Source organism: Coriobacteriia bacterium, assembly GCA_014859305.1.
Taxonomy (GTDB): Bacteria; Actinomycetota; Coriobacteriia; order Anaerosomatales; family Kmv31; genus Kmv31.
The window spans coordinates 40307-65672 of sequence record JACUUM010000002.1 but is presented as its reverse complement, the minus strand read 5'-3'; the positions used below and the strand labels follow the sequence as shown (position 1 = coordinate 65672).

26 protein-coding genes and 2 tRNA genes are annotated in these 25366 nt (G+C 72.4%); 22 read left to right on the top strand and 6 right to left on the bottom strand.

Annotated features, from left to right (window positions below; genetic code table 11):
- The first annotated feature begins 2 nt into the window (after positions 1–2).
- The gene (locus IBX62_00785; GenBank protein MBE0475625.1) at positions 3–1043 is read left to right on the top strand and encodes a DUF72 domain-containing protein; all 1041 of its coding nucleotides are present in this window, start codon (positions 3–5) and stop codon (positions 1041–1043) included.
- 9 nt (positions 1044–1052) lie between these two features.
- Here the strand turns inward: IBX62_00785 and IBX62_00780 are convergent, their stop codons facing one another.
- Positions 1053–1712: a TetR/AcrR family transcriptional regulator gene (locus IBX62_00780; protein ID MBE0475624.1), complete on the bottom strand. Its 660-nt coding sequence runs from the start codon at positions 1710–1712 to the stop codon at positions 1053–1055.
- 222 nt (positions 1713–1934) lie between these two features.
- Between IBX62_00780 and IBX62_00775 the strand changes: the two genes are divergently transcribed.
- The 10 genes from IBX62_00775 (at position 1935) to IBX62_00730 (ending at position 10241) form a co-directional block, all read left to right on the top strand.
- Positions 1935–3098, top strand: a complete 1164-nt coding sequence (locus IBX62_00775; protein MBE0475623.1) for an ABC transporter permease — start codon at positions 1935–1937, stop codon at positions 3096–3098.
- A gap of 21 nt (positions 3099–3119) precedes the next feature.
- On the top strand, positions 3120–3827 hold the full coding sequence (locus tag IBX62_00770; GenBank protein ID MBE0475622.1) for an ABC transporter ATP-binding protein: 708 nt from the start codon (positions 3120–3122) through the stop codon (positions 3825–3827).
- A 15-nt stretch (positions 3828–3842) separates the two neighbouring features.
- Positions 3843–4379, top strand: coding sequence for a hypothetical protein (locus IBX62_00765; GenBank protein ID MBE0475621.1), 537 nt, complete (start codon positions 3843–3845; stop codon positions 4377–4379).
- Positions 4380–4657: 278 nt separating this feature from the next.
- Positions 4658–4734, top strand: a tRNA-Asp gene (locus tag IBX62_00760).
- 127 nt (positions 4735–4861) lie between these two features.
- Complete coding sequence (locus IBX62_00755; protein MBE0475620.1) at positions 4862–5320, top strand: YaiI/YqxD family protein; 459 nt, start codon at positions 4862–4864, stop codon at positions 5318–5320.
- Positions 5321–5531: 211 nt separating this feature from the next.
- Positions 5532–6179, top strand: coding sequence for a UdgX family uracil-DNA binding protein (locus tag IBX62_00750; GenBank protein ID MBE0475619.1), 648 nt, complete (start codon positions 5532–5534; stop codon positions 6177–6179).
- 255 nt (positions 6180–6434) lie between these two features.
- Positions 6435–6602 (top strand): hypothetical protein, encoded by a 168-nt coding sequence (locus tag IBX62_00745; GenBank protein MBE0475618.1) that lies wholly within the window; start codon positions 6435–6437, stop codon positions 6600–6602.
- Positions 6603–6880: 278 nt separating this feature from the next.
- Positions 6881–8092, top strand: a complete 1212-nt coding sequence (locus IBX62_00740) for a cell wall-binding repeat-containing protein (GenBank protein MBE0475617.1) — start codon at positions 6881–6883, stop codon at positions 8090–8092.
- Positions 8093–8187: 95 nt separating this feature from the next.
- Positions 8188–8264 (top strand) — tRNA-Phe (locus IBX62_00735).
- A 438-nt stretch (positions 8265–8702) separates the two neighbouring features.
- Positions 8703–10241: a SpoIIE family protein phosphatase gene (locus IBX62_00730; GenBank protein MBE0475616.1), complete on the top strand. Its 1539-nt coding sequence runs from the start codon at positions 8703–8705 to the stop codon at positions 10239–10241.
- A 9-nt stretch (positions 10242–10250) separates the two neighbouring features.
- On the opposite strand, the gene IBX62_00725 is transcribed toward IBX62_00730, so the two are convergent.
- The 4 genes from IBX62_00725 to IBX62_00710 all read right to left on the bottom strand — a co-directional run bounded on the left by IBX62_00725 (position 10251) and on the right by IBX62_00710 (position 14415).
- Positions 10251–10391: a TMEM165/GDT1 family protein gene (locus IBX62_00725; protein ID MBE0475615.1), complete on the bottom strand. Its 141-nt coding sequence runs from the start codon at positions 10389–10391 to the stop codon at positions 10251–10253.
- Positions 10392–10409: 18 nt separating this feature from the next.
- Complete coding sequence (locus IBX62_00720; protein MBE0475614.1) at positions 10410–10910, bottom strand: TMEM165/GDT1 family protein; 501 nt, start codon at positions 10908–10910, stop codon at positions 10410–10412.
- 128 nt (positions 10911–11038) lie between these two features.
- A complete protein-coding gene (locus IBX62_00715; GenBank protein MBE0475613.1) occupies positions 11039–12520 on the bottom strand; it encodes an HD-GYP domain-containing protein in 1482 nt (493 codons plus the stop codon).
- Complete coding sequence (locus tag IBX62_00710; protein ID MBE0475612.1) at positions 12517–14415, bottom strand: HEAT repeat domain-containing protein; 1899 nt, start codon at positions 14413–14415, stop codon at positions 12517–12519. Before IBX62_00710 ends, IBX62_00715 begins: the two co-directional genes overlap by 4 nt.
- Before the next feature lie 164 nt (positions 14416–14579).
- Between IBX62_00710 and IBX62_00705 the strand changes: the two genes are divergently transcribed.
- From IBX62_00705 to rsmI, 5 genes are all read left to right on the top strand, one after another.
- The gene (locus tag IBX62_00705) at positions 14580–15074 is read left to right on the top strand and encodes a hypothetical protein (protein MBE0475611.1); all 495 of its coding nucleotides are present in this window, start codon (positions 14580–14582) and stop codon (positions 15072–15074) included.
- Between the two features lie 121 nt (positions 15075–15195).
- Positions 15196–16170: an ROK family protein gene (locus IBX62_00700; protein ID MBE0475610.1), complete on the top strand. Its 975-nt coding sequence runs from the start codon at positions 15196–15198 to the stop codon at positions 16168–16170.
- Positions 16171–16208: 38 nt separating this feature from the next.
- Positions 16209–17291 carry a DUF362 domain-containing protein gene (locus IBX62_00695; protein ID MBE0475609.1) on the top strand — a complete coding sequence of 361 codons (1083 nt, stop codon included), beginning with the start codon at positions 16209–16211 and terminating at the stop codon, positions 17289–17291.
- A gap of 36 nt (positions 17292–17327) precedes the next feature.
- A complete protein-coding gene (locus IBX62_00690) occupies positions 17328–18500 on the top strand; it encodes a hypothetical protein (protein ID MBE0475608.1) in 1173 nt (390 codons plus the stop codon).
- 2 nt (positions 18501–18502) lie between these two features.
- On the top strand, positions 18503–19333 hold the full coding sequence (gene rsmI, locus IBX62_00685; GenBank protein MBE0475607.1) for a 16S rRNA (cytidine(1402)-2'-O)-methyltransferase: 831 nt from the start codon (positions 18503–18505) through the stop codon (positions 19331–19333).
- 52 nt (positions 19334–19385) lie between these two features.
- Here rsmI and IBX62_00680 read toward each other — a convergent pair whose 3' ends face one another.
- Complete coding sequence (locus IBX62_00680) at positions 19386–19631, bottom strand: AbrB/MazE/SpoVT family DNA-binding domain-containing protein (protein ID MBE0475606.1); 246 nt, start codon at positions 19629–19631, stop codon at positions 19386–19388.
- A 119-nt stretch (positions 19632–19750) separates the two neighbouring features.
- On the opposite strand from IBX62_00680, the gene metG reads away from it, so the two are divergent.
- The 6 genes from metG (at position 19751) to IBX62_00650 (ending at position 25344) form a co-directional block, all read left to right on the top strand.
- Positions 19751–21307, top strand: coding sequence for a methionine--tRNA ligase (gene metG, locus IBX62_00675; protein ID MBE0475605.1), 1557 nt, complete (start codon positions 19751–19753; stop codon positions 21305–21307).
- A gap of 22 nt (positions 21308–21329) precedes the next feature.
- Positions 21330–22211, top strand: a complete 882-nt coding sequence (locus IBX62_00670; GenBank protein MBE0475604.1) for a TatD family hydrolase — start codon at positions 21330–21332, stop codon at positions 22209–22211.
- The gene (locus tag IBX62_00665) at positions 22208–22786 is read left to right on the top strand and encodes a flavodoxin family protein (GenBank protein MBE0475603.1); all 579 of its coding nucleotides are present in this window, start codon (positions 22208–22210) and stop codon (positions 22784–22786) included. Before IBX62_00670 ends, IBX62_00665 begins: the two co-directional genes overlap by 4 nt.
- A 182-nt stretch (positions 22787–22968) precedes the next feature.
- Positions 22969–23991: a G5 domain-containing protein gene (locus tag IBX62_00660; GenBank protein MBE0475602.1), complete on the top strand. Its 1023-nt coding sequence runs from the start codon at positions 22969–22971 to the stop codon at positions 23989–23991.
- A gap of 5 nt (positions 23992–23996) precedes the next feature.
- Entirely contained in the window at positions 23997–24866 is an 870-nt protein-coding gene (rsmA, locus tag IBX62_00655) for a 16S rRNA (adenine(1518)-N(6)/adenine(1519)-N(6))-dimethyltransferase RsmA (GenBank protein ID MBE0475601.1), read from the top strand.
- A 205-nt stretch (positions 24867–25071) separates the two neighbouring features.
- Entirely contained in the window at positions 25072–25344 is a 273-nt protein-coding gene (locus IBX62_00650; GenBank protein MBE0475600.1) for a Veg family protein, read from the top strand.
- The last annotated feature ends 22 nt before the right edge of the window (positions 25345–25366 follow it).

Here is a 25366-nt window from a genome sequence, read left to right as displayed (position 1 = left end):
GAGTGGGTAGCGCGAAGCGCAACGTCCGGGTCGGCAGCTGCTCGTGGGCGGAGCGCACGATGTCGGGCACCTTCTACCCCGCCGCGGTGCGCTCGGCCGAGGCGAAGCTGCGCTACTACGCCGCGCGCTTCGACACCGTCGAGGTCGACTCCACCTTCTACGGTCTCCCGCGGCGCGACTGGGTCGCGAACTGGGTGGAGCGCACGCCGCCGGGCTTCGTCTTCCACGTCAAGGCGTACGGCCTGATGACCCAGCACGCGGTGGACGAGCGCTCGCTGCACCCGGAGCTGCGCGGGTACCGCTTCGAGCGCACGCGCTCCGGCCGCGTCGCACGCCCCGAGCCCGAGATGCTCCGGCGCACCTTCGACATCTTCCTGCGCGAGACGGAGCCGCTCCGCTCCTCGGGCAAGATGGGAGGCGTGCTCATGCAGTTCCCGCCGTACTTCGCCGCCGCCGACCCCGAGCGCGCGCGCGAGAACCTCGGCTACATCGAGCGCGCGGCGGAGATGCTCGGTGGGCTGCCGGTGCTCGTGGAGTTCCGCCATCCCTCGTGGGTGGCCGAGGACCGGGCGGGGGAGACCTTCTCCTTCCTGGCCGACCGGGGGCTGAGCTACGTCTGCGTGGACGCGCCGCAGTTCGAGAAGCGCCTGACCCTGCCCGGCGTCTGCGCCGCGACCGCGCCGACGGGGTACGTGCGCCTGCACGGCCGCAACACCGAGACGTACTTCAAGCGGACCGGGACGGCCGCGGAGCGCTTCGACTACCTCTACTCCCGCGACGAGCTCGAGGAGTGGGCGGACCCCGTCCGCCGGCTCGCCGAGGAGACCGAGGTCACCTACGTCATGTTCAACAACTGCCGCAACGACTACGCTCCCCGCAACGCCGGCGAGATGGCCTCGATCCTCGGCGGCGTCGTGGAGGAGCGGCGCGGCGGCGTGCCGACCGGCGAACCGGCGCCGGCGGAGGAGAACGGGGCGGACGAAGAGCCCGCCGGGGGCGGGAAGCGCGGTCAGGGGGGCGGCCAGCTCGACCTCGGGGTGTGAGCGCGCGCCCTAGCCGGCGGCCTCGGCGGCCGCGCCCGGGGGCGCCCACAGCGTGACCCAGGCGTCCAAGGCTACGTCGGCGAGCTCGGCCACGCGCTTCTCGAGCAAGCCGGGGGGCAGGACGCGGGAAGGTCCCATGAGGCGGCCCGACAGCGCCAGCGAGACCAACCCGTGCAGCGCCGCCCAGGAGACGAGCACGGCGGCGTCGACATCCGTGGACGCGTCGAGCTCCCCGGCCGCGACGGCGGCCTCGAAGCGCTCGCGAGCGTCGAGCAGCGCTCTCCGGCGGCGCTGGATGCCCTCACTCCATGTGTCCGCGTCGAGAGGCTCGGCCGAGTAGGCGTGCTCGAACATCAGCTTGTACATCTCGGGGTGGGCCAGCGCCCACTCGACGTACGCCCGCGCGCTCTGGCGTATCCGCTCAAGCGGCGAGGGGGAAGACGCGGCTCGGGCCAGGTCCTCGGCGAGCCACTCGAACGCGCGCTCCTCCGTCTCGTTCAGGAGCTGGTCCTTGTTCGAGAAGTAGAGGTAGATCGTCGTCGGGCTGTACCCCACCCGTTCCGCGACGGCGCGCATCGTCACCCCGTGGGGACCCTTGTCCTCCACGAGCTCCGCGGTCGCCTGCAGGATGTCCAGGGCGAGTCTGGGGTTGGCCGGGCGTGCGGTCATGGTCGCGGCCTTCTCCGTCTCCTTGCTGCCCCCCCGGCGAGGGCGGGGCGGCACTTCATCCAGCCGGCAATGCGCCGGCCGGTGCGAGTTAACAGCGTTATGTGAACAATGTCAAGTTTCCGGCTGGAAGCCCTTGACACGGCCCTGTTGCTGCTACTAGGGTGAACGGCGCTGGTGAACGCAGTTAAGTTAACTGACTGACCAGGAGGAGGGGGTCCGGGCATGCGGACGCTCAGGAACGTGTTCCGCCGGAAGACCAGGGCATTCCTGACGATCTTCGGCATCACGATCGGCGTGCTCGCGCTCGTGGTGATGGGCGCGATGGCCGAGAAGCTGAACCTGCTCGTCGACGGCGGGGTCAAGTACTACGCCGACAAGGTCATCGTGACGGACGAGTCGGCCGGCAGCGCCTTCATGTCGGCGCCGATGTCCACGTCGAAGGTCGACGAGATCGAGCGCGTCGAGGGCGTCACGCGGGCGAGCGCCGGCGTGGCGATGCTGCTCGACGAGGAGATGGGCGCGGTGAACATGGGCACCCCGCCCATGGTCGTCGCCGAGGACGGGCGCGCGCAGGGCTACGAGACCTTCGAGATCCGCTTCGCGCAGGGCCGCGACATCAGGCCCGGGGAGCGCGGGGTGGCGGTGGTGGGGTCGGACCTCGTCGGCAAGCTCGACGCCGAGGTCGGGGCGACCGTGAAGGTGCGCGGCGAGTCCTTCGAGGTCATCGGCATCCTCGAGAAGACGCTCACCGGGCCGGACAGCTCGGTCGTCGTGCCGATGCGCGACGCTCAGCGCCTGTTCGTGCGCACCCTGCCCGACGCGGTCCGCGGGGTGATCGACGAGAAGACCGTGTGCACGTCCATCTCCGCCTACGCGGCCGAGGGCGTCGACCCCGACGAGCTCGCGGAGGCGATCGAGCGCGGCGTGGCCGGTGTCTCCACGATGGGCCCGGCGGGCTTCGAGGAGCAGATCGTCCAGGCGATGTCGCTGCTGAACTCGATCATCTTCGGCATCGCGCTCATCTCGCTGCTGGTCGGAGGCCTGTCGGTGATCAACACCATGACCATGGCGGTGGCCGAGCGCACCCGGGAGATCGGCATCCGCAAGGCCATCGGCGCCTCCAACGGCGCGATCATGCGGCAGTTCATCGCGGAGTCCGGTCTCATCGGCATGGTCGGCGGCGCTGTCGGCGTGGGGCTGGGCTGGTCGGTCGCGCGCGCGCTGAACGCCGCGGGCGAGGCGAGCGCCACGACGCTGTTCCTGGTGACCGGCCGGCTGGCCGGCGGCTCACTCGCGTTCGCGATCGTCCTGGGCGTGCTGGCCGGCCTCTGGCCCGCATGGCACGCCAGCAGGCTCAACCCCGTACAAGCGCTGCGCTACGAGTAGCGCAGGCGACAGGAGGACGAGATGGACACGGTCATCAAGTGCGTGGACGTGAGGAAGCGCTACAGGCTCGGCAAGGGCAACTTCGTTGAGGCGCTGCGCGGCGCGAGCCTGGATGTCGCCGGCGGCGAGATGGTCGCGATCATGGGACCGTCGGGGTCGGGCAAGTCCACGTTGATGCACGTCGTCGGCTGCCTCGACGAGAGCGACGCCGGCGAGGTGTGGGTCAACGGGAGGCGGGTGGACGGCCTGCGCGGTTCCGCGCTGACCAAGGTGCGCCGGGACGAGATCGGCTTCATCTTCCAGGGCTTCAACCTGGTACCGACCCTGACCGCGCTCGAGAACGTGGCCATCGCGAGCGAGTACGCGGGGATGTCGCGCCGGGCAGCTGCCGGGCGCGCCGAGGAGCTGCTCGCGCTCGTGGGCCTCGGCGACCGGATGCGCCACCGGCCCACCGAGCTCTCCGGCGGCCAGCAGCAGCGCGTGGCGATCGCGCGCTCGCTGGCCAACTCGCCCTCGATCGTGCTGGGGGACGAGCCCACCGGCGACCTGGACACGGCCACCTCGGCGGAGATCGTCGGGATGCTGCGCGAGCTGAATCGCGAGACGGGTACGACACTGGTGCTGGTGACGCACAACCCGGAGGTCGCCGAGGCCTGCGACCGCACGATCCACGTGCGCGACGGGGTGGTCGTCGGCGCAGGCGTCACCGCGGCCGCGGCAGGGCAGTAGGAGGCGTCAGGAGCGATGGCGGGAAGGGTGCTCGTGGCCTACGAGTCGCGGGGCGGTGCGACGCGCGAGGTCGCCGAGGCCGTGGCGCGCGTGCTGCTCGAGGAGGGCCTGGAGCCCGACGTGCGGAGCGTGCGGGACCGGCTGCGCTTCTCGGACTATGACGGCTACGTGCTCGGCGCTCCGGTCCGCATCGGCCGCTGGGCTCCGCGTATGAAGAAGTTCGTGGCCGACGGGGCAGCGGCGATGCGCGGCAAGCCCGTGGCGGTCTTCGCGGTGGGCGCGAGCTTCGCGCCGCCCGACGAGGAGACGGCGGCCGATCCCGAGAAGGCCGCGAACGCGGCGGACTACGCCGACAAGTGCCGGGAGCGCGTGCACCGGTGGTGCGACCGGCTCGAGCCCGTGGCGTTCGCGACCTTCCCCGGCGTGATGCGCCCGGAGGCGTTCCCGCGACTGCTGAGGCGGACGACGCGGAACCTGCCCGTGCGCGACGCCCGCGACTGGGACGAGATCGGCGCGTGGGCCCGCGAGGTCGCCGGCAAGCTGCGGCCGTAGGGCTGTCCGGGGACCCGCGCACGCCGGACCGGGACGTGTGCCGAGGAGCTGGAGGGGCGTGGGCCGCCTGCCGATGCATAGAGCCGAGGGGAGGGGATGGGGATCGGAGGCGACGGGATGCGCCATCCCGCGGAAGGCGTGAGGCAGAGGCAGCGCGAGGCGCTGTGGAAGTGGCGCTGGCTCGGGTGGCGACAGCCGGCGCGAGCGTGTGGACATCCGGCCCGGCCCTCGCTAGAATCCGTTTGCCGTGTCCCGAGCAGGGCTCGGGGCCGTCGCACGGGGTGTTAGCTCAGTCGGTTAGAGCGCTGGCCTGTCAAGCCAGAGGTCGCGGGTTCGAGTCCCGTACATCCCGCCATAAGAAGATGCAGGTCGATCCACGTGGGTCCACGCGGGTCGGCCTTTTCTCTCGGTCGTTCCCGGCCGCCCTCGCCGAAGGCCCGCCTGCTCGACCCGGCCGCCCCCCGGCGCTATATGATGTGCCCATGACCACGCTGTTCGTCGATGCCGACGCCTGTCCCGTCACGCGCGAGGCGATCGCGGTGGCCCGCGCGCGCCACGTGCCGGTGGTTCTGGTGGGCAACGCCACCCAGTGCTTCGACCGGTACACGGTCCGATCGGGCGTGGAGGCGGTCGAGGTCCCCTCGGGACGCGACGCCGCCGACTTCGCCATCATCGAGCGTCTCGCTCCCGGGGACGTGGTCGTCACGCAGGACATCGGCGTTGCCGCGATGGTGTTGGGCCGAGGAGCCCGGGCGATCAGCGTGCGCGGCCGCGTGTTCTCGGCGGCCACGATCGACGCCGAGATGGCCGTGCGTCACGCCGAGCAGAGGCACCGGCGAGCGGGGGGGCGGACCCGAGGGCCGGCCGCCTTCGAGGACGAGGACCGCGAACGCTTCCGCGGCGCGCTGGAGCGGGTGTTGCGCGAGGCGCTCGGGGAGTGAAGCCACTCCGGGGCGCGGCCCCCCGGGGGGCCGCCCGCGCGCAGCGCGCCGGCCCCGGCGCGTGAGGTGGGCCCGGAAGGGGGAGAATCTCGGGGACGACCCGTTCTCGGCGGCCGCCGCGCCTGCGCGCCCGCGACTGCGGAGCGGATCCGACCGGGGCCGGTCGCGGCCGGGGGGCGCGACCGGTCTCGGCGTGAGAGGAAGGCGGCGGATGGGCCCGGCGCCCTCGCGCAGCGCTCTGGACTTCTTTCCGGCGTCCCGGGACCTGGTCTCGCTTCGCTCCGCCGCGGCGGGCTGCGAGGGTTGCGACCTGTACCTCGCCGCGACGCGGACGGTCTTCGGCGAGGGCGACCCCGGAGCAGCGGTGATGCTCGTCGGCGAGCAGCCCGGGGACGAGGAGGACGTCGAGGGCCGGCCGTTCGTGGGACCGGCGAGCCGGGAGCTCGACGAGGCGCTGCAGCGGGCCGGCCTGGATCGCTCCTCCGTGTGGGTCACGAACGTGGTGAAGCACTTCAAGAACGTGCCGCGCGGCGCGAGACGCATGCACGTCAAGCCCTCCATGCTCGAGGTCCGCGCGTGCCGGCCGTGGCTGGACGCCGAGATCGAGCTGGTGGAACCCGACGTCGTCGTGCTGCTCGGCGCGACGGCGGCGCAGGCGGTCCTCGGCCGCTCGTTCAGGATGACGCGGAGCCGGGGTGAGTGGGCGGCCTTCGACGGCCGGCGGGCGCTCGCCACGTGGCACCCTTCGGCGATCCTGCGCGCACCCGAGCGCGAGGACCGTCACCGGATGCGCGCCGAACTCGCCGAGGACCTCTCCAAGGTCGCCGCCGCCCTCGCGGGCGGCACGCGGGGTCCGTGACGGCGGATCGTCTCCGCGCTCTTCCGGTCGCGCCCGCCGAGGCGTAGGATGGGGGCGGCGGCGGTACCGGACGCCGCCTGTCTGGAGGCTGATGGGCAGTACGCTCGCGATCGAGCGCCGCTCCCCGCGGCGACCTCGCGTCCCGGCCCTCGTCGGGACGGCCCTCTGCTCCCCCCTCCGAACCCTTGACGCGCACCGTCGGTGTTCCTCGGCCGGCTGCGTACCGCACACAGGTTGCGAGCGAAGGGATGAGACGTGCGGGTCCTCCGACTGGCTCCCTGGCGACTGAGGCGACTGCGGGCGCTGCTGCCCGCCGTCCTCGAGGCGCAGCGCCACGCCGCTGATGACGCCTTCGCGAGGAGGCGGCCGTACTGGGACGTGGCCCTGCCGCCCGCCCGCCGGCTGCACGTGCCCGACAAGTAGCGCCACGGAGGCGGAACGCGCTGCCCGCCCTCCCATGTCCCGCAACGGGACCGAGGAGCACCGATGAGGCTGACCGGGCGGTACCTCACGGCGTACTGAGGGGGCATCCGCCCTACAGTGTCGGCCGTGCGACGCCGAAGAGAGAAGTGTGAGAGCGGTCACACGACATCTCCTCGGGTCGGGGCGCGCCGCGCTGGCAGCGGCGCTGGCAGTAGTGCTCGCCGTTCCCGCCGGCGGTCTCCCCGGGAGCGCCGCGGCGGCCGACGCGCACCGACCCCGTGGCCCGCGCGGGCTTCGATGACGAGCCCTGGTTCGCTTCCCGAGGAGCCTCGGGCGCCATCGTGCTCGACCCGTCGGGCAGGGGCGCGGGCACGTACTTCGTGCGCATCCGGCCGTACCGGGGCGGCCCTTCGGGCGGTTTCGGCGGAGGGGCGGGAGGCTACACGCTGCGCGTGAAGTCCGGGCTGGCGCAGCGGCTCGAGGGTGCGGACCGGTACGCCACCGCGGTGCGCGTCAGCCGCGAACGCTTCGCCGACGGCGAGCTGGCGGGCGGTGCGTGCGTGATCGCCAGCGGGACGGGCTTCGCCGACGCTCTGGCCGGCAGCACGCTCGCAGGCGCCGTCCGGGGACCGCTGCTGCTCACCGCCCCGCGCTCGCTGCCCTCGGCGGTCTCCGCCGAGGTCCGCCGGCTCGGCGCGTCCACCGTCTACGTGCTCGGCGGCACGAGCGCCGTTGGGGCGGGGGTCGCGCAGGCGCTGGGCAGGCTGCGGGGCGTGAGGGTGGTCAGGGTCGCCGGGCGCGACCGCTACGAGACCGCCGCGCGCGTGGCCGAGCAGGCGCGTGTCGTGCTGCGCGCGCGGGGCGAGGAGATGCCGAGGTGCGCCTTCGTCGCCAGCGGGGAGGGCTTCCCCGACGCGCTGTCCGCCGCGCCGATGGCCGCGTACAACGCCGCCCCGGTGCTCCTGACCCCGAACCGTAAGACCCACCCGGCTATGCTCGGCGCGCTCGCCAGGCTCGGGATCACCGACGCGGTGATCGTCGGGGGCACGCCGGCGGTCTCCGAGAGCGTGCAGCGCGACGTCGAGCGCAAGCTCGGAGGTTCGCGCCGCGTGAGGCGGGTCTCCGGCAGGGACCGGTACCAGACCTCGCGCGCGTTCGCCCGGTGGGCGGTCGCCGGCGGGTCCGACATGCGCGTGGGCACCTCCGCCTCGCCCGCGGCGCTAGCCGCGCTGCAGCCGGCTTCGGTCGGGCTCGCCTCGGGCGTGGTCTTCCCCGACGCGCTGACGGGTGGGGTGTTCTGCGGGCTCCGCGGCGCCCCGGTGTTGCTCACCGGCCCCGACAGGCTCTCGGGCGGCGTCCTCGGCTACGTCGACTCGATCGGTCAGCCCACGTTCCTGAAGTCCTACGCCTTCGGAAGCAGGAAGGCGATCGCGCAACGCGCGATGGACCACTTCGACCTGCTGACCACCGCCTGGTGGGGCTCGCAGTAACGGGTCGCAGCCGCCCCGCCGGGCGCCGCGCGGGTGGTACGCGGCGTGCTTGACCTCGGGACTCGGCGGAAAGTAGTATGTCCCGGCACCAGCACGGCCAGGTAGCTCAGTCTGGTAGAGCAGGGGACTGAAAATCCCCGTGTCGGCGGTTCAAGTCCGTCCCTGGCCACCATAGGAATGATGAAGGGCCGGCCTCGTCATCGGGCCGGCCCCTCTGCCTGGAGGGCTTGGAGCATGCATGGCACGTCGGGCGAGGGACGACGGGTGGGAGTGCTTCACGAGCGCATGCTCGAGGAAGTCGGCCAGCCCTTCCCGGCGGCCTCTGCCAGGAACGCGCGAGCCATCGGTCCGAGCGGGACTGCGACGCGCGTGCCGGTGTCGGGAGCCGCCGGTTCGGGTATCCTCGACAAAGGTCCACCTCCCGCAGGGCGGCGCCATGGACCGGTCCGACCACGTGCTCAGATCCCCAGGCGACGACTCCGGCGATGCCGCCGCCCGTCGCTGTTCGCCTCGTCCCGATGCGGTGTGGCACCAAGAGCCGTGCTGGATCAGGTGCGGTCTCGGTGAGCTGAGCTCGCGCCCGGCCGAGGAACGCGACACCCTCGTCGCGATGATGGAGAACATGCCCGAGGCCGGTCTCGTCTACCTGGACCCCGACTTCAACTTCGTGCTGGTCAACTCCACGTACGCCCGCGGCGCCCGGATGAGCAAGGAGGAGCTCATCGGAAGGAACCACTTCGAGCTGTTCCCGAACGAGGAGAACGAGGCGATCTTCCGGAAGGCGCGCGACACCGGCGAGCCGGTCGCGTTCAAGGCCAAGCCGTTCGTCTACGAACACCAGCCGTGGCGGGGCGTGACCTACTGGGACTGGACGCTGACGCCGCTGAAGGCCGAGGACGGTACCGTGCGCGGGCTCGTGTTCTCTCTGGTGGAGGTGACCGAGCGCGTCAGGCGCCAGCAGCTCGCCGAGGCCCTGGAGGCTCTGGACGGCGTCATCCACTCGACACTGCACGCCGAGGAGATCATGCAGCGCCTCGTCGACGCCGCGGCCGACGCCGCCGGGTGCGAGTCGTCCGCGGTCGCGCTGCGGACGCCGCAGGGGTGGAGCAGCCCGTACGTGAGCGAGAAGCTGCTCGCCGTGGCCAAGGACCGCCGCTTCAGCCCCGAGGAGACCCCCGTGGCGGAGATGGCCGTCGAAACGCGCAGCGCCGTCGTCTTCCACGACGTCTCCGCCGACGAGCGCGTCGCGGCCGCGCTGGAGACCTTCGGCATCAAGAGCATCCTCGGCGTGCCGCTCTTCGTGCGCGAGGAGGTCGTGGGGGTGCTCGGGCTGCACTACCACAGCGAGCCCGTCGGGTTCACCGAGCCGGTGGTCGAGTTCGCCGAGAGGCTGGCCGCTTCCGCCTCGCTCGCCCTGACGAATGCGCGCCTGTACGAGGAGGAGCATCATGCCGCCGAGGTGCTCCGCGGAGCGCTTCAGAGGCCGGTGCCGGAGGTGCCCGGCGTCGACCTCGGCGTCGTGTACCGCCCGGCGCACGAGGCCGACCGCGTCGGCGGGGACTTCTACGACGTCTTCGAGCTCGACGGCGGTCTCGTCGCGGCGCTCGTGGCCGACGTGTCCGGCAAGGGGCTGAGGGCAGCCGGCATGACCGAGACCGCCCGCAGCGCCGCGCGCGCGCTCGCCTATCTCGATCCCTCGCCGGCGGAGGTGCTGTCGCGGCTGAACCGCGCTCTGGTCCGGCAGTTCGAGCCGGGCACCTTCGTCACCGCCCTGTTCGCGGTCGTCGATCCCAGCTCCGGTGAGGTCCGGCTGTCCTCGGCGGGTCACCCGGAGCCGGTCGTGTGCGGCGAGCGCGCGCGCTTCGTCGACATGCCGCCCGGGACCGTGCTCGGCGCGTTCGAGGGACGCTACGCCGAGGTGACGCTGCGGCTCGAGCACGAGACGCTGCTGATGTACACCGACGGCGTGACCGAGGTCAGGCGCGAAGGGCGCTTCTTCGGCCAGGGGCGGCTCCGGCGAGTGCTGGGCGGATGCTACGGCGGCGGGCCCCAGGCGCTCGTGGACGGCGTGCTGGGCGCGATCCTGGACTTCGCCGGCGGCAGGCTGCACGACGACGTGGCGATGGTGGCGCTGCGGCGCCGCCCGTGAGGCGCCGCCCTACCGGAACGGCGCGGAGGCCAGCGCGAGCAGCCCGAACACGATGAAGACCGCGCCGGAGACCCGCGCGATGAGCCGGCGGGGGAGGCGCCGGCCCAGCAGCGCGCCGGCCAGCAGCGCGATCCCGTTCGCGAGCGCCATCCCCAGCGCCGAGCCCAGCTACACGCCGACGAACATCCCCGTTCGACCGGCCCCACCGATCGCCCCCGGGCCCCCGAGCGCTCCCTCCAGCGCCGGCCCCAGGGTGCCGAAGGCGCGCAGGACGGCGCCCGGGTCGGCGGCTATCGCCATCGTGAGGACCTGCGTCTTGTCGCCGAGCTCGGCGATGAAGAACGCCGCGGTGACGGTGAGGACGACGCCGTACCTCCCCCGCGCCGCGGCCATCTCCTCGGCGCCGCCGTCGCCCCTGATCGTCCAGATACCGAACCCGATGAACAGCGCGCCGGTCAGCACCGCGAGCCACGACCCGGGAAGCAGCTCGCCGACGAGCGATCCGGCGGCCGTGGCGATCAGCTGCAGCGCCAGTATCGCCGACAGGACGCCGGTCACGACCTGCCACGTCCTGTATCGCGCGGCCAGTGCGAGGGTGAGCAGCTGCGTCTTGTCGCCGAGCTCGGCCAGCGCGACGAGGATCGCCGCGACGGCGAACGCATGGAACACGTCGACCCCTTACGAGCAAGTGAAGGGAGGCCCGTCCTCCGGGGCGGGCCTCCCCCCTCTCCGCTTCGGAGTGCCCCCCTCCGTGGGGCGCGCAGGCGCCTCCGCTGGGAGCACAGGTTACACGTAGGTCAGAGGTACTGCCACACGTCGTCGATGCCGGCGTCGGAAGCCGGGACGCACTCCTCGATGGAGTGCGCGAAGCTGCCGCTGTCCGCGTCCACCACGCGCAGGTCGACGATCTCAGGCGCCTCCAGCCACCGGCCCGCCGGGTCTATGAGCACCTTCACGCGCGGGTGGAGCAGGTCGTCGCGGTTCACGCGGAAGACGACGGCGGTGCTTCCGTCGTCGAGGCGGACGACGGCGCCCATCGGGTAGATGCCCAGCATCGCCACCAGTGCCTTGGTGAGCGAGGGGTCGTACGCCTTGCCGCGGCCCTGCATCAGCACCGCCAGCGCCTTGTCGGGGCGGATCTCGCGGCGGAACGGGCGCCGGGTCGTCATCGCGTCGTAGGCGTCGCACAGCGCCACGACCTTGCTGTACAGGTGCTGCTCCTGGCCGGTCTTGGGCTCGGGGTAGCCCTGCATGTCGTGGCGCAGGTGGTGCTCGTAGGCCACGATCATGGGCATCTGGTCGGTCAGCTGTATGCGCTTCAGCAGATCGGCCCCTTCGGTGGCGTGCGACTTGACGATCGCCCACTCGTCGGCCGTCAGCGGGCCCTCCTTGTTGAGGATGTCCTCGGGGATGCGGACCTTGCCGAGGTCGTACAGGAGCGCGGACAGGCCCAGGCTGCGGAGCGAGTCGGCGTCCAGCCCGAGCGAGCTGCCCAGCGCCAGCGAGAGGATGCAGACGTTGATCGCGTGGTTGAGCGTGTAGTCGTCGTGGCTCTTGATAGCGGTCAGGCCGAGGACCGCCGCGGGGTCGCGGAAGAGGTTGTCCAGCATCGTGTTGACTACCCGCTGCAGTGGCTCGACCTCGAAGACCTTCCCCAGCTTGACCTGGGTCTCGACGTCGCGCATCGCCGCCACGCCGCTGTCGTAGGTCTCGCGGGCGCGCAGCTTGTTCTCGCGGCCCTCGCCCTCGGCCGCCTGCTCGTCGAGGACCGTCGTCTCGGCGACGGTCACGCCGGTCGCCCCGCGCGCGGCCAGGAACGCCCGCGCCGCGTCGATGTCGTGCACGCCGTCGTCGACCAGCAGCTCGGCGAGCGCGGTGGCATCGGCCTCGGAGAAGGCCGTGGAGGCAGTGACGGCGGAGACGCCTCGGCGGAGCAGCTCCTCGACGAGCTTCCGGTAGGTCACGCTCTCCTCGGGGAACACCTGGTTCTCCACGAACAGAGTGCCCTTGTAGACGTTGACCGACACCTCGTCGAAGTCCATCTCGCCCAGGCCGGCGACGGCGGCGATCAGCTCTCCGACCGACTGCTTGACCAGCGGGTGGCTCTTCGGGTAGAGGGAGGCGTTGTTCTGCATGACGGCGAGGGAGCGGAGCAGCTCCTTGGCGCACTGGAGCTGTTGCGCCTTGGCGAACGGGGCCCCGGAGGCGGCGCGCGTCTCCGCGGCAAGCTCCTCGGGGCTCTCGAGCCGCTCGTCCTCGTCGCGTTTCGGGTCGATCACGTCGCAACCTCCTTCTCGTCCCGGATCCTCTCGAGGCTCGCAAGGGCGTTTCGGGCGAGGAACCGTAGCTCCTTGTTCTTTCGGCCTAAGACGAACGGACGTTGAGCGATGCGGCGCAGCATCGGGATCGCGTCGCGGCTCCCGAGGATCTCCAGGCTCTTTATCACTTCCTTCTTGAGCTCGTAGTTGCGCTCGAACATCGTGATCTCCTCGAGGATGCGCAGCAGCGCCGGCAGCGCCCCGGCCGCGCCGGCCCGCCCGATCTCGCGGGCCGCGAACCGTCGGGTCTCGGGGTCCCAATGCGCCAGCGCCTTGGCGAGGCCGGCGGTGGCCTCCTCGGAGCGCATCTCGCCCAAGGCGGTCACCGCGGCTTTGCGCACCCGCGCGTCCAGGTGCTCGAGGGCGTGGTTGGCGCCGGACACGGCCCGCCGGTCGCCGAAGTCGGGGAGTATCCGCACGACCGCCTCGGCCACCGCGCTGTCCGCCGTGCGCATGTGGCGGCTCGCGGCGGCCAGCGCCCCCTCGGCCATGCTGCGCAGTACCGGCCGCAGCAGCGACCGCGCCGAGCCGTTGGCCTCCACGTAGCAGGAGAGCAGGGCTTCGGCGCCCAGCGGTCCGGCGGCCCTCAGTATCTCGCCCGCGACCACGGCGTCGGCGTGCGACATCGGCGCCCGGCACACGGCCGTCAGCACGTCGATGTCGGCCAGCGAGGTGAGCGCGTCCTCCGCGGCGAGCGCCAGCGCCGGGTCTGACTCCATCTCGCTCAGCTGCGCCAGGGCCTCGCGCACCTCGCGCAGCGCTCCGTCGCGGGCGGCAGGCGCCAGCGCTGCGCGGATAGCCTCGATCGCCTCGAGCGAGGGATGCTCGCTCGCCACCGCCACCGTCGTCAGCAACGCCTTGCCGGCCGCGAGCTGCGGCGCGGAGAGCGCGATCTGGCGCTCGATCTCGCAGCTCTCGTCCTCCTCCGCGACGTCGGCCGCCATGGCGGTGGCGTCGGCCTCGGCGGGCACGCCGCGCTCCGGCCCGGCCTCGGGCGGCGGGGAGAGCAGGACGCCGAGCTCGCGCATGAGCTCCTCGGGCAGCTCCAGCGAGGCGAGCAGCTTGTCGGGCCGAGTCCCGGCGCGCTCCGCCACGAGCCGCAGCAGCCGCGCGAGCGCGGCCGGCTGCATCCGCGATATCACGCGCATCATGCCCCCCATGCGCTGCCCGCAGAGGTCCGGCGCGAGGGCCTGCCCCAGCAGCTTCACGCGGGTCGGCTCGTCCAGGATCATCATGGCCTCGGCCACCCGCTGCTCGGCGAGCTCGCAGGCGGCCTCCTCGAGCCCGTCGAGCGCTTCGGAGAGCCTGTCCGCGCCGTCGCCCTGCGATGCGCTGCGGGCCCACTCCTCGGCCGCCACCGCGGTCGCGCGTCCGATCTCCTCGAGCGGCGCGGCGGTGAGGTCCAGCCCGGCGATACCCTCCTCCTCCGAGGCGCGCAGCGTCACCTCGATCACCGCTATGCGCTCCACGCCGGCCGCGCCCAGCCCTCGACGCAGCCCGCCGCCCTCGCGGAGAGCCCGGGTGTCCGAGTTCACGAGGCCGACGAAGGCGACCGCCTCGGCCTCGGTGACGCCGGGGGCCACGATGAGCTGCGCGATCTGCAGTGCGTGCAGGGTCTCGGCCAGGCTGAGCACCTGGGGGATGCTCGCGCAGGCGTCCCCCTCGCCGCTGCGGAACCCCTTGCGGTCCACGGCGAACCGCACCGGCCCGTCGGCGGCGTCCGGGCAGGCCGCGAGGAAGCGGGTGACGGCCTGGCGCGGGAGCTCGCTGGAGGGCGGGTAGAGGCGCGCGACGTTCACCGCCCCGGCGAGAGCGCGGAGGACCTCCTCGGCGCGTGTGTGTGCCTCTCCGCTCAAGCCCAGGTCCTCCTCTCGTCCCCGGCGCCGGAAGGGGCCGTTCGTCACCAGCGTATATCGGCAAGGCGGGATTGTCGCTTCATTCCTGGGCGGAGTTGTGCCGATACTGTGCTAGGGCGTTATCGGCCGCTGTTCGCCCTCATCGCACGAACGGAGCAGCCCCGGTGCCTCTGAGGACCGACGCGTACTACAGGAAGCTAGCCGAGGACGCCCTACGGAACGCCGGCATGTCCGAGCCGCCCGTGTCGCTTGACGCGCTGGCCGCCGTCTACGCGCTCCCCGTGCGGCGGTACCCGTTCCCGCCGTTCTTCTCGGGCGCCATCGTCTCGGTCGACGGCATGCCGATGGCGCTCCTCAACGGCTCGCGGGAAGAGCGTGCCGCCCGGGAGACGCTCGCGCACCTCCTGGGGCATCTGCTCGTCATCCTGGACGACCCCGAGGCCCGCTTCCCGCGCGACGGCGTGATCGAGCACCACGACGCGGAGGTGGTCGCCGAGGAGCTCGTGCTGCCGACGTTCATGATCTCCGAGCAGGCGCGCAAGTGGTTCAACGACTACCGCTATCTGGCGCGGCTCTTCGCTGTGAGCGAGGGGGACATGCTGGAGAAGATGCGGGACCTGGGCCTCGTCCAGGACCACGGCATCTACTGGGACTACTGACTCTCCGTCCCTTGCGAGGCTCGCCTCCCCGCACAGCGGGCGTGTCCCGTACGGCTGCTATCATGGACGCCGCCTCCCGGTCGGCCGGGGGGTCTCCCGCTCGCCGGAGGGAAGGAGCGCGATGAGAGCCGCCTACGCCCTGGGTGTCGACGTCGGGGCGACGCGCATCGCCGCCGGCCTGGTGGACCGGAAGGGCCGCATCGTCAAGGAGGCCAAGCGCCTCACTCCCGGAAACGGCCCGTTCGGTGTCGTCGACGAGGTGATCGACGCCGTGCAGGAAGCGTGGTCCGGCGCCCATCCCTCGGAGGTGAGCGGCGTCGGAGTCGGCCTGCCCGCGCAGATAGATTTCCTCCGGCAGTCCGTGGAGTTCTGCACGAACCTCCCGCTGGCGGGCGTGGACATGCGCTCGCTCATAATGTCCCGGCTCAAGCACGAGGTGACGCTGGATAACGACGGCCACTGCGCCGCGCTGGGCGAGCACCGTTTCGGTGCCGCCAAGGGCGTTCGCGACTTCCTGATGGTCACGCTGGGGACCGGTGTCGGCGGCGGGATGTTCGTCGACGGGCAGCCGTACAGGGGGGCGAGAGGGCTCGGCGGCGAGGTGGGTCACATGCCGGTCCGGTCGGACGGCGCCCCGTGCCCCTGCGGCGACAAGGGGCACCTGGAGGCGTACGTGGGGCGCATCGCCCTGGGCCGGCGCGGTCGCGAGGAGGCGCGCTCCTTCGCGGGGTCGCGCCTGCGCGAGCTCGCGGGAGGAGACCCCGAGGCGGTGACAGGGCTGCACGTGGTCGAGGCCGCGGTCGAGGGCGACGAGGTCGCGCGGGGCATCCTCCTGGAGGCGGGCGACGTCCTCGGCGAGGCGCTGATCGGGCTCGTCAACCTGCTCAACCCGCAGCTCGTGGTCGTGGGCGGCGGCACCGGCGAGTCGGCGGGCTTCCTCGTCGAGCGCGCCGCGTCGGTGATGGCGGAGAGGGCCCTGGCGGGCAGGAGGGACGCGCGCGTCGTCCAGGCCGAGCTGGGCAACGACGCGGGCGTGCTGGGGGCGGCGGCGCTGGCGCTGGACGAGTACGACTCCAGGGAGGGGCTGCACCGGTGAGCGCCGAGGACCGGGCGAGCGTGGTCTACTTCGCTCCGGTGCGCACGACCGGCAAGCGCAGCCTGATCACCCGCTCGGGCGAGCTGCTGGTCCGCGCGGGGCTGCCCGACGCCGTGGCCGAGGGCGATCTGGTGGCGGTCAAGACGCACTTCGGCGAGCTCGGCAACACCGGCTTCGTCCAGCCCATGTACCTGAGAGAGGTCGTCGAGCGGGTGAAGGCCGCCGGAGGCAGGCCGTTCCTCACCGACTCGAACACCCTCTACCGCGGTCAGCGGTTCAACGCCGTCGACCACATCGGCTGCGCCGTGCGCAACGGCTTCTCCTACGCCACTGTCGGCGCCCCTGTCGTCATCGCCGACGGTCTGGACGGCCGCGACGCCGTGGACGTGCCGCTGGCGGGCTCCAAGCACTTCGACAGCGTGCGGATCGGCGCCGCGGCGGCTCACGCCGACGCGATGGTCGCGGTCACGCACTTCAAGGGGCACGAGGCCACCGGGTTCGGCGGCGCGCTCAAGAACGTGGGCATGGGTCTGGGGTCCCGCTCGGCGAAGCAGCGGATGCACGCCGACTTCAGCCCCGAGCCCGACCCGGAGAAGTGCACGGCCTGCTCGCGCTGCGTGCGCTGGTGCCCCGTCGACGCCGTGGCCATCGGACCGGACAGGGTGGCGACGGTGGACCGCGCGCTGTGCTACGGCTGCGGCGAGTGCGTGGCCGCATGCCCGGAGGGGGCGATCGCGATCGAGTGGAAGACGGAGCCGGCCTCGATACAGGAGAAGATCGTCGAGCACGCGGCGGGCGCGCTGGCCGGCAAGGAGGGCAAGACGGTCCACCTGTCCTTCGTGACCAACGTCTCGCCCGACTGCGACTGCTGGCACTTCTCCGACGCCCCGGTCGTCGCCGACCTCGGCGTGCTCGCCTCGGTCGACCCCGTCGCCGTCGACCAGGCGGCCCTCGACCTCGTCAACGGCGCCGCGGGCCTCCCGGGCTCGCGCGGAGAGGGCCTCGCCGCAGGCGAGGATAAGTTCCACCGCCTCACCGGCATCGACGGCACCCGGGCGCTCGCGTACGCTGAGGAGTTGGGGTTGGGGACTCGCGCCTACCGGCTGGTGACGGCCGGCTGAGCAGCGGTCGCGCCGCCGAACGGGGAGGAGCGGCTCGTGGACTACACGGGAGTCATAAAGCGCGCGTGGCGCATCACCTGGCGCTACAGGATCCTGTGGCTGTTCGGCCTGTTCGTCGGCGGCGGCGGAGGCGGCGGGGGAGGAGGCCAGGTCAACTACCGGTTCGGCGGGGGCGAGGCGCTGCCGCCTGGCCTGGAGCGCCTCGACCGCGAGCTGGAGCGGCTGGTCCGGTGGGCGGAGCAGAACGTCGCGCTGCTCCTGGCGGCGGGGGGCCTGTTCCTGCTGATCGGGCTGATCTGGCTGATCCTGAGCATCGCGGCGGCGCCCGCCCTCGTGCGCCTGGTGGACGAGGCCGAAGAGGGACGGCCCGTCCGCGGCGGGGAGGGCTGGCGAGTCGGCTTCCGCTTCTGGTGGCGGCACCTCGGTCTCGCGCTGGTGCTGTACCTGCCGCTCATCGCCGGGTTCCTGGTGCTCATCGGATCGGGCGTCATCGCTCTGGCACCGCTCTTCCAGGGCGACATGGGCGGCGGGGCCGCCGCGGGGGCGCTCTTCGGCGTGTGCTGCTTCGGCGGCCTGTTCGTGCTCGTCCTGATCGTCGCGAGCATACTGGTCGGGTTGATCTACACGCTGGGGCTGCGCTTCCTCGTGCTCGGCGGCGAAACGGTGTTCGGCGCCATCGGCAAGGCGTGGAGCGCCGTGCGCAGGCGCTTCAAGGACGTCGCGCTCATGTGGCTGCTCGTCCTGGCCGTGAGCATCGGTTACGCGATCGTGGCGGGACTGATCGCCGGCCTGCTCGCGCTGCCGGCGATCTTCATGCTGTTCGCGGGCAACCTGTTCGGCGCGGCGCTCATCTTCGTCGCGCTGTTCTTCGTCCTCCTGCCGCTGAGCGCGATCTTCGGCGCCTTCCAGTCGGCGATCTGGACCGTGTTCTTCCGCGACCTCACAGGCCGAGGACCGGTGGCGGCCGCCGAGGCGGCGCCCGGCGCCCCGGGGTCGCCGTGGCCCTCGCCGGCGGCTCCCCCGCCGGCGCGGCCGCCGGCGGCGCCGCATCCCGAGGAGACGTTCCTGCCGCCCCCGCCGCCGCAGGCGGCCCCGGAGCGCCCGCGGGAGCCCCCGCCGGCCGCCCCCCCGGCGGCGCCGCCACGGCCGCCCGAGGAGCCGCCGCAGCCCCCGCCACGGGCGCCCGAGGAGCCACCCCGGGAGGCGTAGCCATGGCCGGCAGGCTGCTCGTCTGCGCGACGCCGATCGGCAATCTCGGCGACGTCACGTTGCGCGTGCTCGACGCGCTGCACGAGGCCGACCTCATCGCGGCCGAGGACACGCGGGTGACAGCCAAGCTGCTGGCGCGCTACGGCGTATCGACGCCGATGGAGCCGTACCACGCGCACAACCTGGGCGCGCGCACGCCGGTGCTGGTGCGCCGCGTCCGTGACGGCGCCGTCGTCGCGCTGGTCTCCGACGCCGGCACTCCGGGCGTCTCGGATCCGGGCGCGCGCCTGGTGGACGCGTGCATCGAGGCGGGGCTGCCGGTCGAGGTGCTCCCGGGCCCCTCGGCGATCGTCACCGCACTCGTCGCGTCGGGGCTCCCCACCCACGCCTTCTACTTCGGCGGCTTCCTGCCGCGCAAGCCCGGAGCGCGCCGCCGCGCCCTGGAGCGTCTCGCCGGGCTCGACGCCACGCTGGTCTTCTACGAGTCCCCGCGCCGTGCCGCAGCGACGCTCGCGTCGCTGGCCGAGGTGCTGCCGGCCCGCCGTGCGGCCATGACGCGCGAGCTCACGAAGGTGCACGAGGAGGTGGTGCGCGGGGAAGTGGGCGAGCTCGCCGAGGCGCTGGAGGGGCGCGAGCTGAGAGGCGAGGTGGTGCTGCTCATCGGCCCGCCGCTCCCCGCTCCCGCCGAACTCCCCGCGGACGAGGCCATCCGTGAGGGGGTGGATGCGCTCGTGGCGTCCGGCCTGACGCGAAGCGAGGCGGTGAGGCGCTATGCGCGCACGCACGGGCTCCCGCGCAACGCCGTCTACGAGGCGGTCCACGGGAGCCCGTGAGCGAACCGACGGAGGTGCCGCCGCGGGGGGAACGGGCGGCGCCTCGCCGGGGCTAGGCCCGGTTCCTGATCGCCTCGATGCACTCCTCGCACATCGGGCGGCCCTTGACCTCGTGGATCTCCTCCTGGGTACCGCAGAGCACGCACGCGTCCTTGTGCTTCTCCAGGATGATGCGCTCGCCCTCCACGAGGATCGCCATCGGGTCCTTGACGTGGATCCCGAGCGTACGGCGCAACTCCATCGGTATGACGATCCGTCCCAGGTCGTCCACCCTGCGTACGATTCCCGTGTCGTTCATCGCGTACCCTCGCTTCCCGTCGGCTCCCCTCAACCGGCGCTGAGGAAATGCGCTATGATTCCGTGCCCGGGTACTTTACCCACATTCCATCATTGCCCACGTCTCGAGACGGCCGAAACATGGACCGACGCACCTTCTACGTGACCACTCCCATCTACTACGTGAACTCGGTGCCTCATCTCGGTACCGCCTACACGACCGTCGCAGCCGACGCGCTCGCCCGTTACCGCAGGTCGCTCGGGCAGGACGTGCGCTTCGTGACCGGGCTGGACGAGCACGGGCAGAAGGTCGCCCAGGCCGCCCAGGAGGCCGGCCTGACGCCTCAGGAATGGGTGGACGCCGTCGCGCCGAAGTTTGCGGAGGCCTGGCGGATGCTGGAGATCAGCAACGACGACTTCATCCGCACGAGCGAGGAGCGGCACAAGCGCGGCGTGCAGGCGTTCTGGCAGAGGCTGCACGACGCCGGATACCTGTACCAGGGGCACTACGAGGGCTGGTACTGCGTGCCGTGCGAGACGTACTGGGCCGAGGACCAGATCGAGGAGGGCCTGTGCCCGCAGTGCAAGCGCTCGGTCGAGTTCGTTCGCGAGGACAACTGGTTCTTCAAGCTCTCCGGGTTCCGGGAGCGCCTGCTCGAGCACTACGACTCCCACCCGGCCTTCGTGCAGCCCGAGACGCGCCGCAACGAGGTGGTCTCCTTCGTGGAGGGCGGCCTGAAGGACCTCTCGATCTCGCGCACCACGTTCGCGTGGGGGGTCCCGTTGCCCTTCGCCCCCGGCCACGTCACGTACGTGTGGATCGACGCGCTCCTCAACTACATCACGGCGGTCGGCTACGGCGACCCGGACAAGGAGGCGGAGTTCGAGCGGTACTGGCCCGCGGACTACCACTATGTGGGCAAGGACATCATCCGCTTCCACTGCGTCATCTGGCCGGCCATGCTGATGGCCGCGGGCCTCGCGCTGCCCGAGCACGTCTTCGCTCACGGGTTCCTGCTGGCCAAGGGCGAGAAGATGAGCAAGTCCAAGGGCAACGTCGTGGCCCCCGCCGACCTCGTGGAACGCTTCGGGGTGGACGCGTACCGCTACTACTTCCTACGTGACGTGCGCTTCGGCGAGGACGGCTCCATCTCGATGGAGGGGATGATCCAGCGCTACAACGGCGACCTCGCGAACGACTGGGGTAACCTCGTGAGCCGGCTGTTCAACATGACGGAGAAGTACCTCGGAGGGATCGCGCCCGAGCCGCCGCGCGACGAGGACTCCACGGCGGACGACCTCGAGCTTCGGGCCGTGGCCGAGGCGGTGCCCGCGCGTTACGACGATGCGATGTCGCGGCTGGACTACGGTGCGGCGCTGGAGGCGGACTGGGACCTCGTCAAGCGCGCGAACCGCTACATCGAGGACGCCGCGCCGTGGAACCTGGCGAAGTCCGCCGAGGACCGCCCCCGGCTGGAGGCCGTGCTCTACAACGCGCTGGAGGCCGTGCGGATAGCGGCCCTGTTCACGGCGCCGGTGATGCCGCTCACATCCGCCGAGGTGTGGCGCCGGCTCGGCGTGGGGGACGTGCACGCCGTGGACGACCTGGCCGCCGAGGCCGCCTGGGGCGCTCTCCCGGCGGGTAGCCGCGTCGTCAAGGGCGAGGTGCTTTTCCCCAGGATCGTCGAGGAGGAGTGACGGCGGTTCGCGCCGCCCGGTCATGAGCGAGAACCGCGAGACGCCCATCGAGCCCTCCGCCCTGCCCGTCCTGGGCGCGCCGCTGGCCGACACGCACGCTCACCTCGACATGCTGCCCGACCCCGCGGGCGCGCTCGCTCGCGCGGCGGTCGCGGGCGTGAGGCTCGTCCTGACCGTGGCGGATCTCACCGAGGCGGGCGAGGAGTGGCTCGACGGGCTGCCGGGCCTGCTCGCCGAGGCGCGCGAGCGGCTCGGGGAGGCGGGCGGGGACGCCGGGCCGCCCGACGTGCGCGTCGTCGTCGGCGCCCACCCGCACAACGCCTCGGCCTGGCGTCCCGGGCTCGACGAGCGGATGCTCGCGCTGGCGTCGCGGCCGGAGGTCGTGGCCTTCGGCGAGGTGGGCCTGGACTTCCACTACGACCACTCCCCGCGCGACGCGCAGCTGGCGGTCTTCCGAGAGCACCTCGGCCTGGCGCACGAGGCAGGGCTGCCCGTCATCGTGCACCTGCGCGAGGCGCACGAGGCCGGGCGGGAGGTGCTCGACGAGATCGGCGTGCCGCCCGCCGGCGCCGTGCTGCACTGCTTCACCGAGGGGCCGGAATGGGCGCAGACCTTCCTCGACAGGGGCTGCCACGTATCGTTCAGCGGGTTGGCGACGTTCAAGAAGGCCGAGGCGGTCCGCGCGGCCGCTGCGGTCGTGCCGCCGGAGCGCCTCCTGGTCGAGACGGACGCGCCCTTCCTCGCGCCGGAGCCGTACCGGGGGCGGAGGAACGAGCCGGCGCTGGTGACGCTGACGGCCGCGCGCCTGGCGGCTTCCCTCGGCGTCCCCGCCGAGGAGCTGGCCCGCGTCTCCTACGCCAACGCCCGGCGGCTCTTCGGGCTGGAGAAGGAGGATGCGGCGTGAACGGCGGCGTCCTGGGCATCGCCGGCAGCCCCCGGCGGCACGGCAACAGCGAGCAGCTCCTGGACGCATGCCTCTCGGGCGTGCGCGAGGCCGGCGGGGAGGCCGTGAAGCTCGTGGTGCGCGACTACGGCATCCAGCCCTGCGAGGGCTGTCACGCCTGCTCCGAGGACGGCGAGTGCGTGCTGCGCGACCGGATGCACGAGATCTACCCGATGCTGGACGGGGCCGAGGCGGTCGTGGTGGCCAGCCCGCTGTTCTTCGCGACCGTCCCCGCGGTCCTCAAGGCGCTGTACGACCGCTGCCAGCCGTACTGGGCACGGCGTTACGTGCTGAAGCAGCAGCCCGGACCCAAGCGGCCCGGCGCCCTGCTCGTCGCCGGCGGGGGCGGGGACCCGTTCGGCGCCGAGGGGGCCGTCCTCACCACGCGCAGCGTCTTCGCCGTGCTGCGCGTCGAGTACGCTCACGAACTCGTCGTGAAGGGCGTCGACTCCCCCGCCGACATCGGCCGGCGCACCGAGGACCTGGCCCGCGCGGGACGGATCGGAGCCGCTCTGGCGGGCGCGCGGAGCGGCTGAAGGGCGACCGGCGGCACGCCGCCGGCGCTCCTCGGCGGCGCGCCTGCCGGGTGGCCGAACGGGGCGCCTCAAGGCGACCTGGGAGTTTGTGGAGCCTCTCGCGGTTCCTCTATAATCCGTGACTTGGATGTCGAATCCGTGACTTGGATGTCGACCAGGCGTTGACTACGCGAAGGGATCCCATGGGACGCAGGCCGGCCGCCCCGGCTCCATCCCGCCGTATCCACTACATCGTCGCAGGACTCGTCGCAGCCATCGTCGCCGCACTCGCCTTCACCGGATTCGCATGGGCCGCTCACGACGTCACCGTCATCGTGGACGGTGAGTCGAGCCGGATGTCCTCGCGTGCCGCCGACGTGCGCGACCTGCTCGCCGACGCGGGCGTGGACCACGGCTCCGGCGATCTCGTGAACCCCTCGCTCGACACCCCGCTGCGCGGCGGCCTGGTGGTGACCGTGCGTCACTCGGTCCCCGTCGAGGTGGTGCTTGGAGACCGGGCCTTCGAGCTCGACGTCGTCGGCTCCACGGTCGCCGACGCGCTCATCGCGGCCGGCGCCGACCCTACCGCAGGGATAACGGTGACGCCGCCGGTCGACACGCCGCTCTCCCCCGGGATGCGGGTCGTGGCCACCGACGTGTTCGTCCGGCTGATCCAGAAGGAGCGCGACGTGCCCTTCGAGGTGGTCACCATCGAGGACCCCGCCAGGCCCAGGGGCTTCCGCGAGGTCCGCCATGAGGGCGAGCGCGGCCGCCTCCTCCAGGTCTTCCGCGTCCTGGTGACCGGTGGGGAGGCGGGCGAGCCTGTGCTGCAGGCCGAACGCATCGTCGAGCGGCCCGCCGATCGCGTGGTGGTGGTCGGCACAGGGCGCTCTCGCGGCGTGAAGGTGGCTTCGCGCGCCGCCTCCCGCGAGGCGCCTCCCACGCACGGCAGGCGCCTGAAGGTGGTCGCCACCGCCTACGCCCCCGGCTCGGGCGGAGCGGACCGCACGACCGCGACCGGCGCGCGCGCCGGCAAGGGCGTGGTGGCGGTGGACCCCTCCGTCATCCCGCTGGGCACGCGCGTGTACGTCCCCGGGTACGGCAACGCCGTCGCCGCGGACACGGGCGGGTCGATCTCCGGGAACCGCATCGACCTGTGCTTCGACACCCGCGCCGAGGCGATGGCCTGGGGCCGCCGCACCGTCACCATCATCATCCTCCCCTGACCGTCATGCCCCACTCGCCGCTGGCCAGCCCCTCGGCGACGCTCGACGTCCTGCGCGCCCACGGCCTGCACGCCAAGAAGTCGCTCGGGCAGCACTTCCTCGTGGACGACAACGTCGTCGGGCGCATCCTTGCCCTCGCCGGGCTCTCCGCCGCCGACGCCGTCCTGGAGGTTGGTCCTGGCATCGGGACGCTCACGCTGGCGCTGTGCCGCACGGCGGGGGCCGTGGTGGCGGTCGAGAGGGACGCGGAGCTGCTGCCGGTGCTCGCCGAGACCACCGCGGCGTGCCCGGAGGTGCGGGTCGTCCACGCCGACGCGCTCCATCTCGCGCCCGAGGAGCTGTCCACGCCGCTCGGCCCCCCGACGGCGCTCGTCGCCAACCTGCCCTACGCCGTGGCGGCCACCGTCGTGCTGCGCGCGCTCCAGGGACTGCCGTCGCTGCGGCAGGCCACGGTGATGGTGCAGTCCGAGGTCGCCGACCGCATGTCGGCCTCGCCCGGCGGCAAGGAGTACGGCGCGTACACGGTGAAGCTGCGCCTGGTCGCGGCGCCTGCGGGCCGCTTCCCGGTGTCGCGGCGCTCCTTCCTGCCGCCGCCGAACGTGGACTCGGCCGTCATCCGCCTGGAGCGCGCCGGGCGGCCCGAGCCCGCCGAGGAGCTCGCCGGCGCGGCCGGCGCGGCCAACGCGGCCTTCGCACAGCGGCGCAAGACGCTGCGCAACTCGCTCGCGTCCTCTCTCGGGGCCTCGCCGGAAGCCGTCGCCGCCGCACTCGTCGAGGCGGGCGTCGACGGCGCGCGGCGCGCCGAGACCCTCGACGTCGAGGAGTACCTCGCCCTCGGTCGGGCGCTGCTGGCGGCCGGGCTCCTGAGAGGCTGACCCTTCCCCGGCGAGGGCTCCGGGGAGCGGGCCTCGCGGTGGCGGCGGGGCTGCCGCCGCGGGGGCTGCCGCGACCCGCGGTCACGACCCGTCCTCGGGGAGGATAGGCCCTTCTACCTCCGGTTTCTTCGCCGTCGCCCTTGAGTTCTGACAGGTCTTGGGCTATACTGCCATGGTAATCCTGAGGAGGGTGCGCATGGATGTGATGAAGCAGGCCGAGGTCGTCGGCCGCATTCGCTCCGACCTGGAATCACTGATGGGGACGCGGATGCGGCTTCGCGCCAACATGGGACGATCGAAGGTGCTCGAGCGGGAAGGCATGCTGCAGGAGTGCCACCCGTCTCTGTTCGTGCTGACCGTGGACGAGAAGCGCGACCGCAAGGCACGCGTCTCCTACAGCTACGTCGACGTGCTCACCGGCACGGTCGAGCTCACGTACTGCGAGAGCGGGGAGAGCGTCTTCCCCTGGCTGAACTGACGGCGGCGCGGGCGCGAAGGCC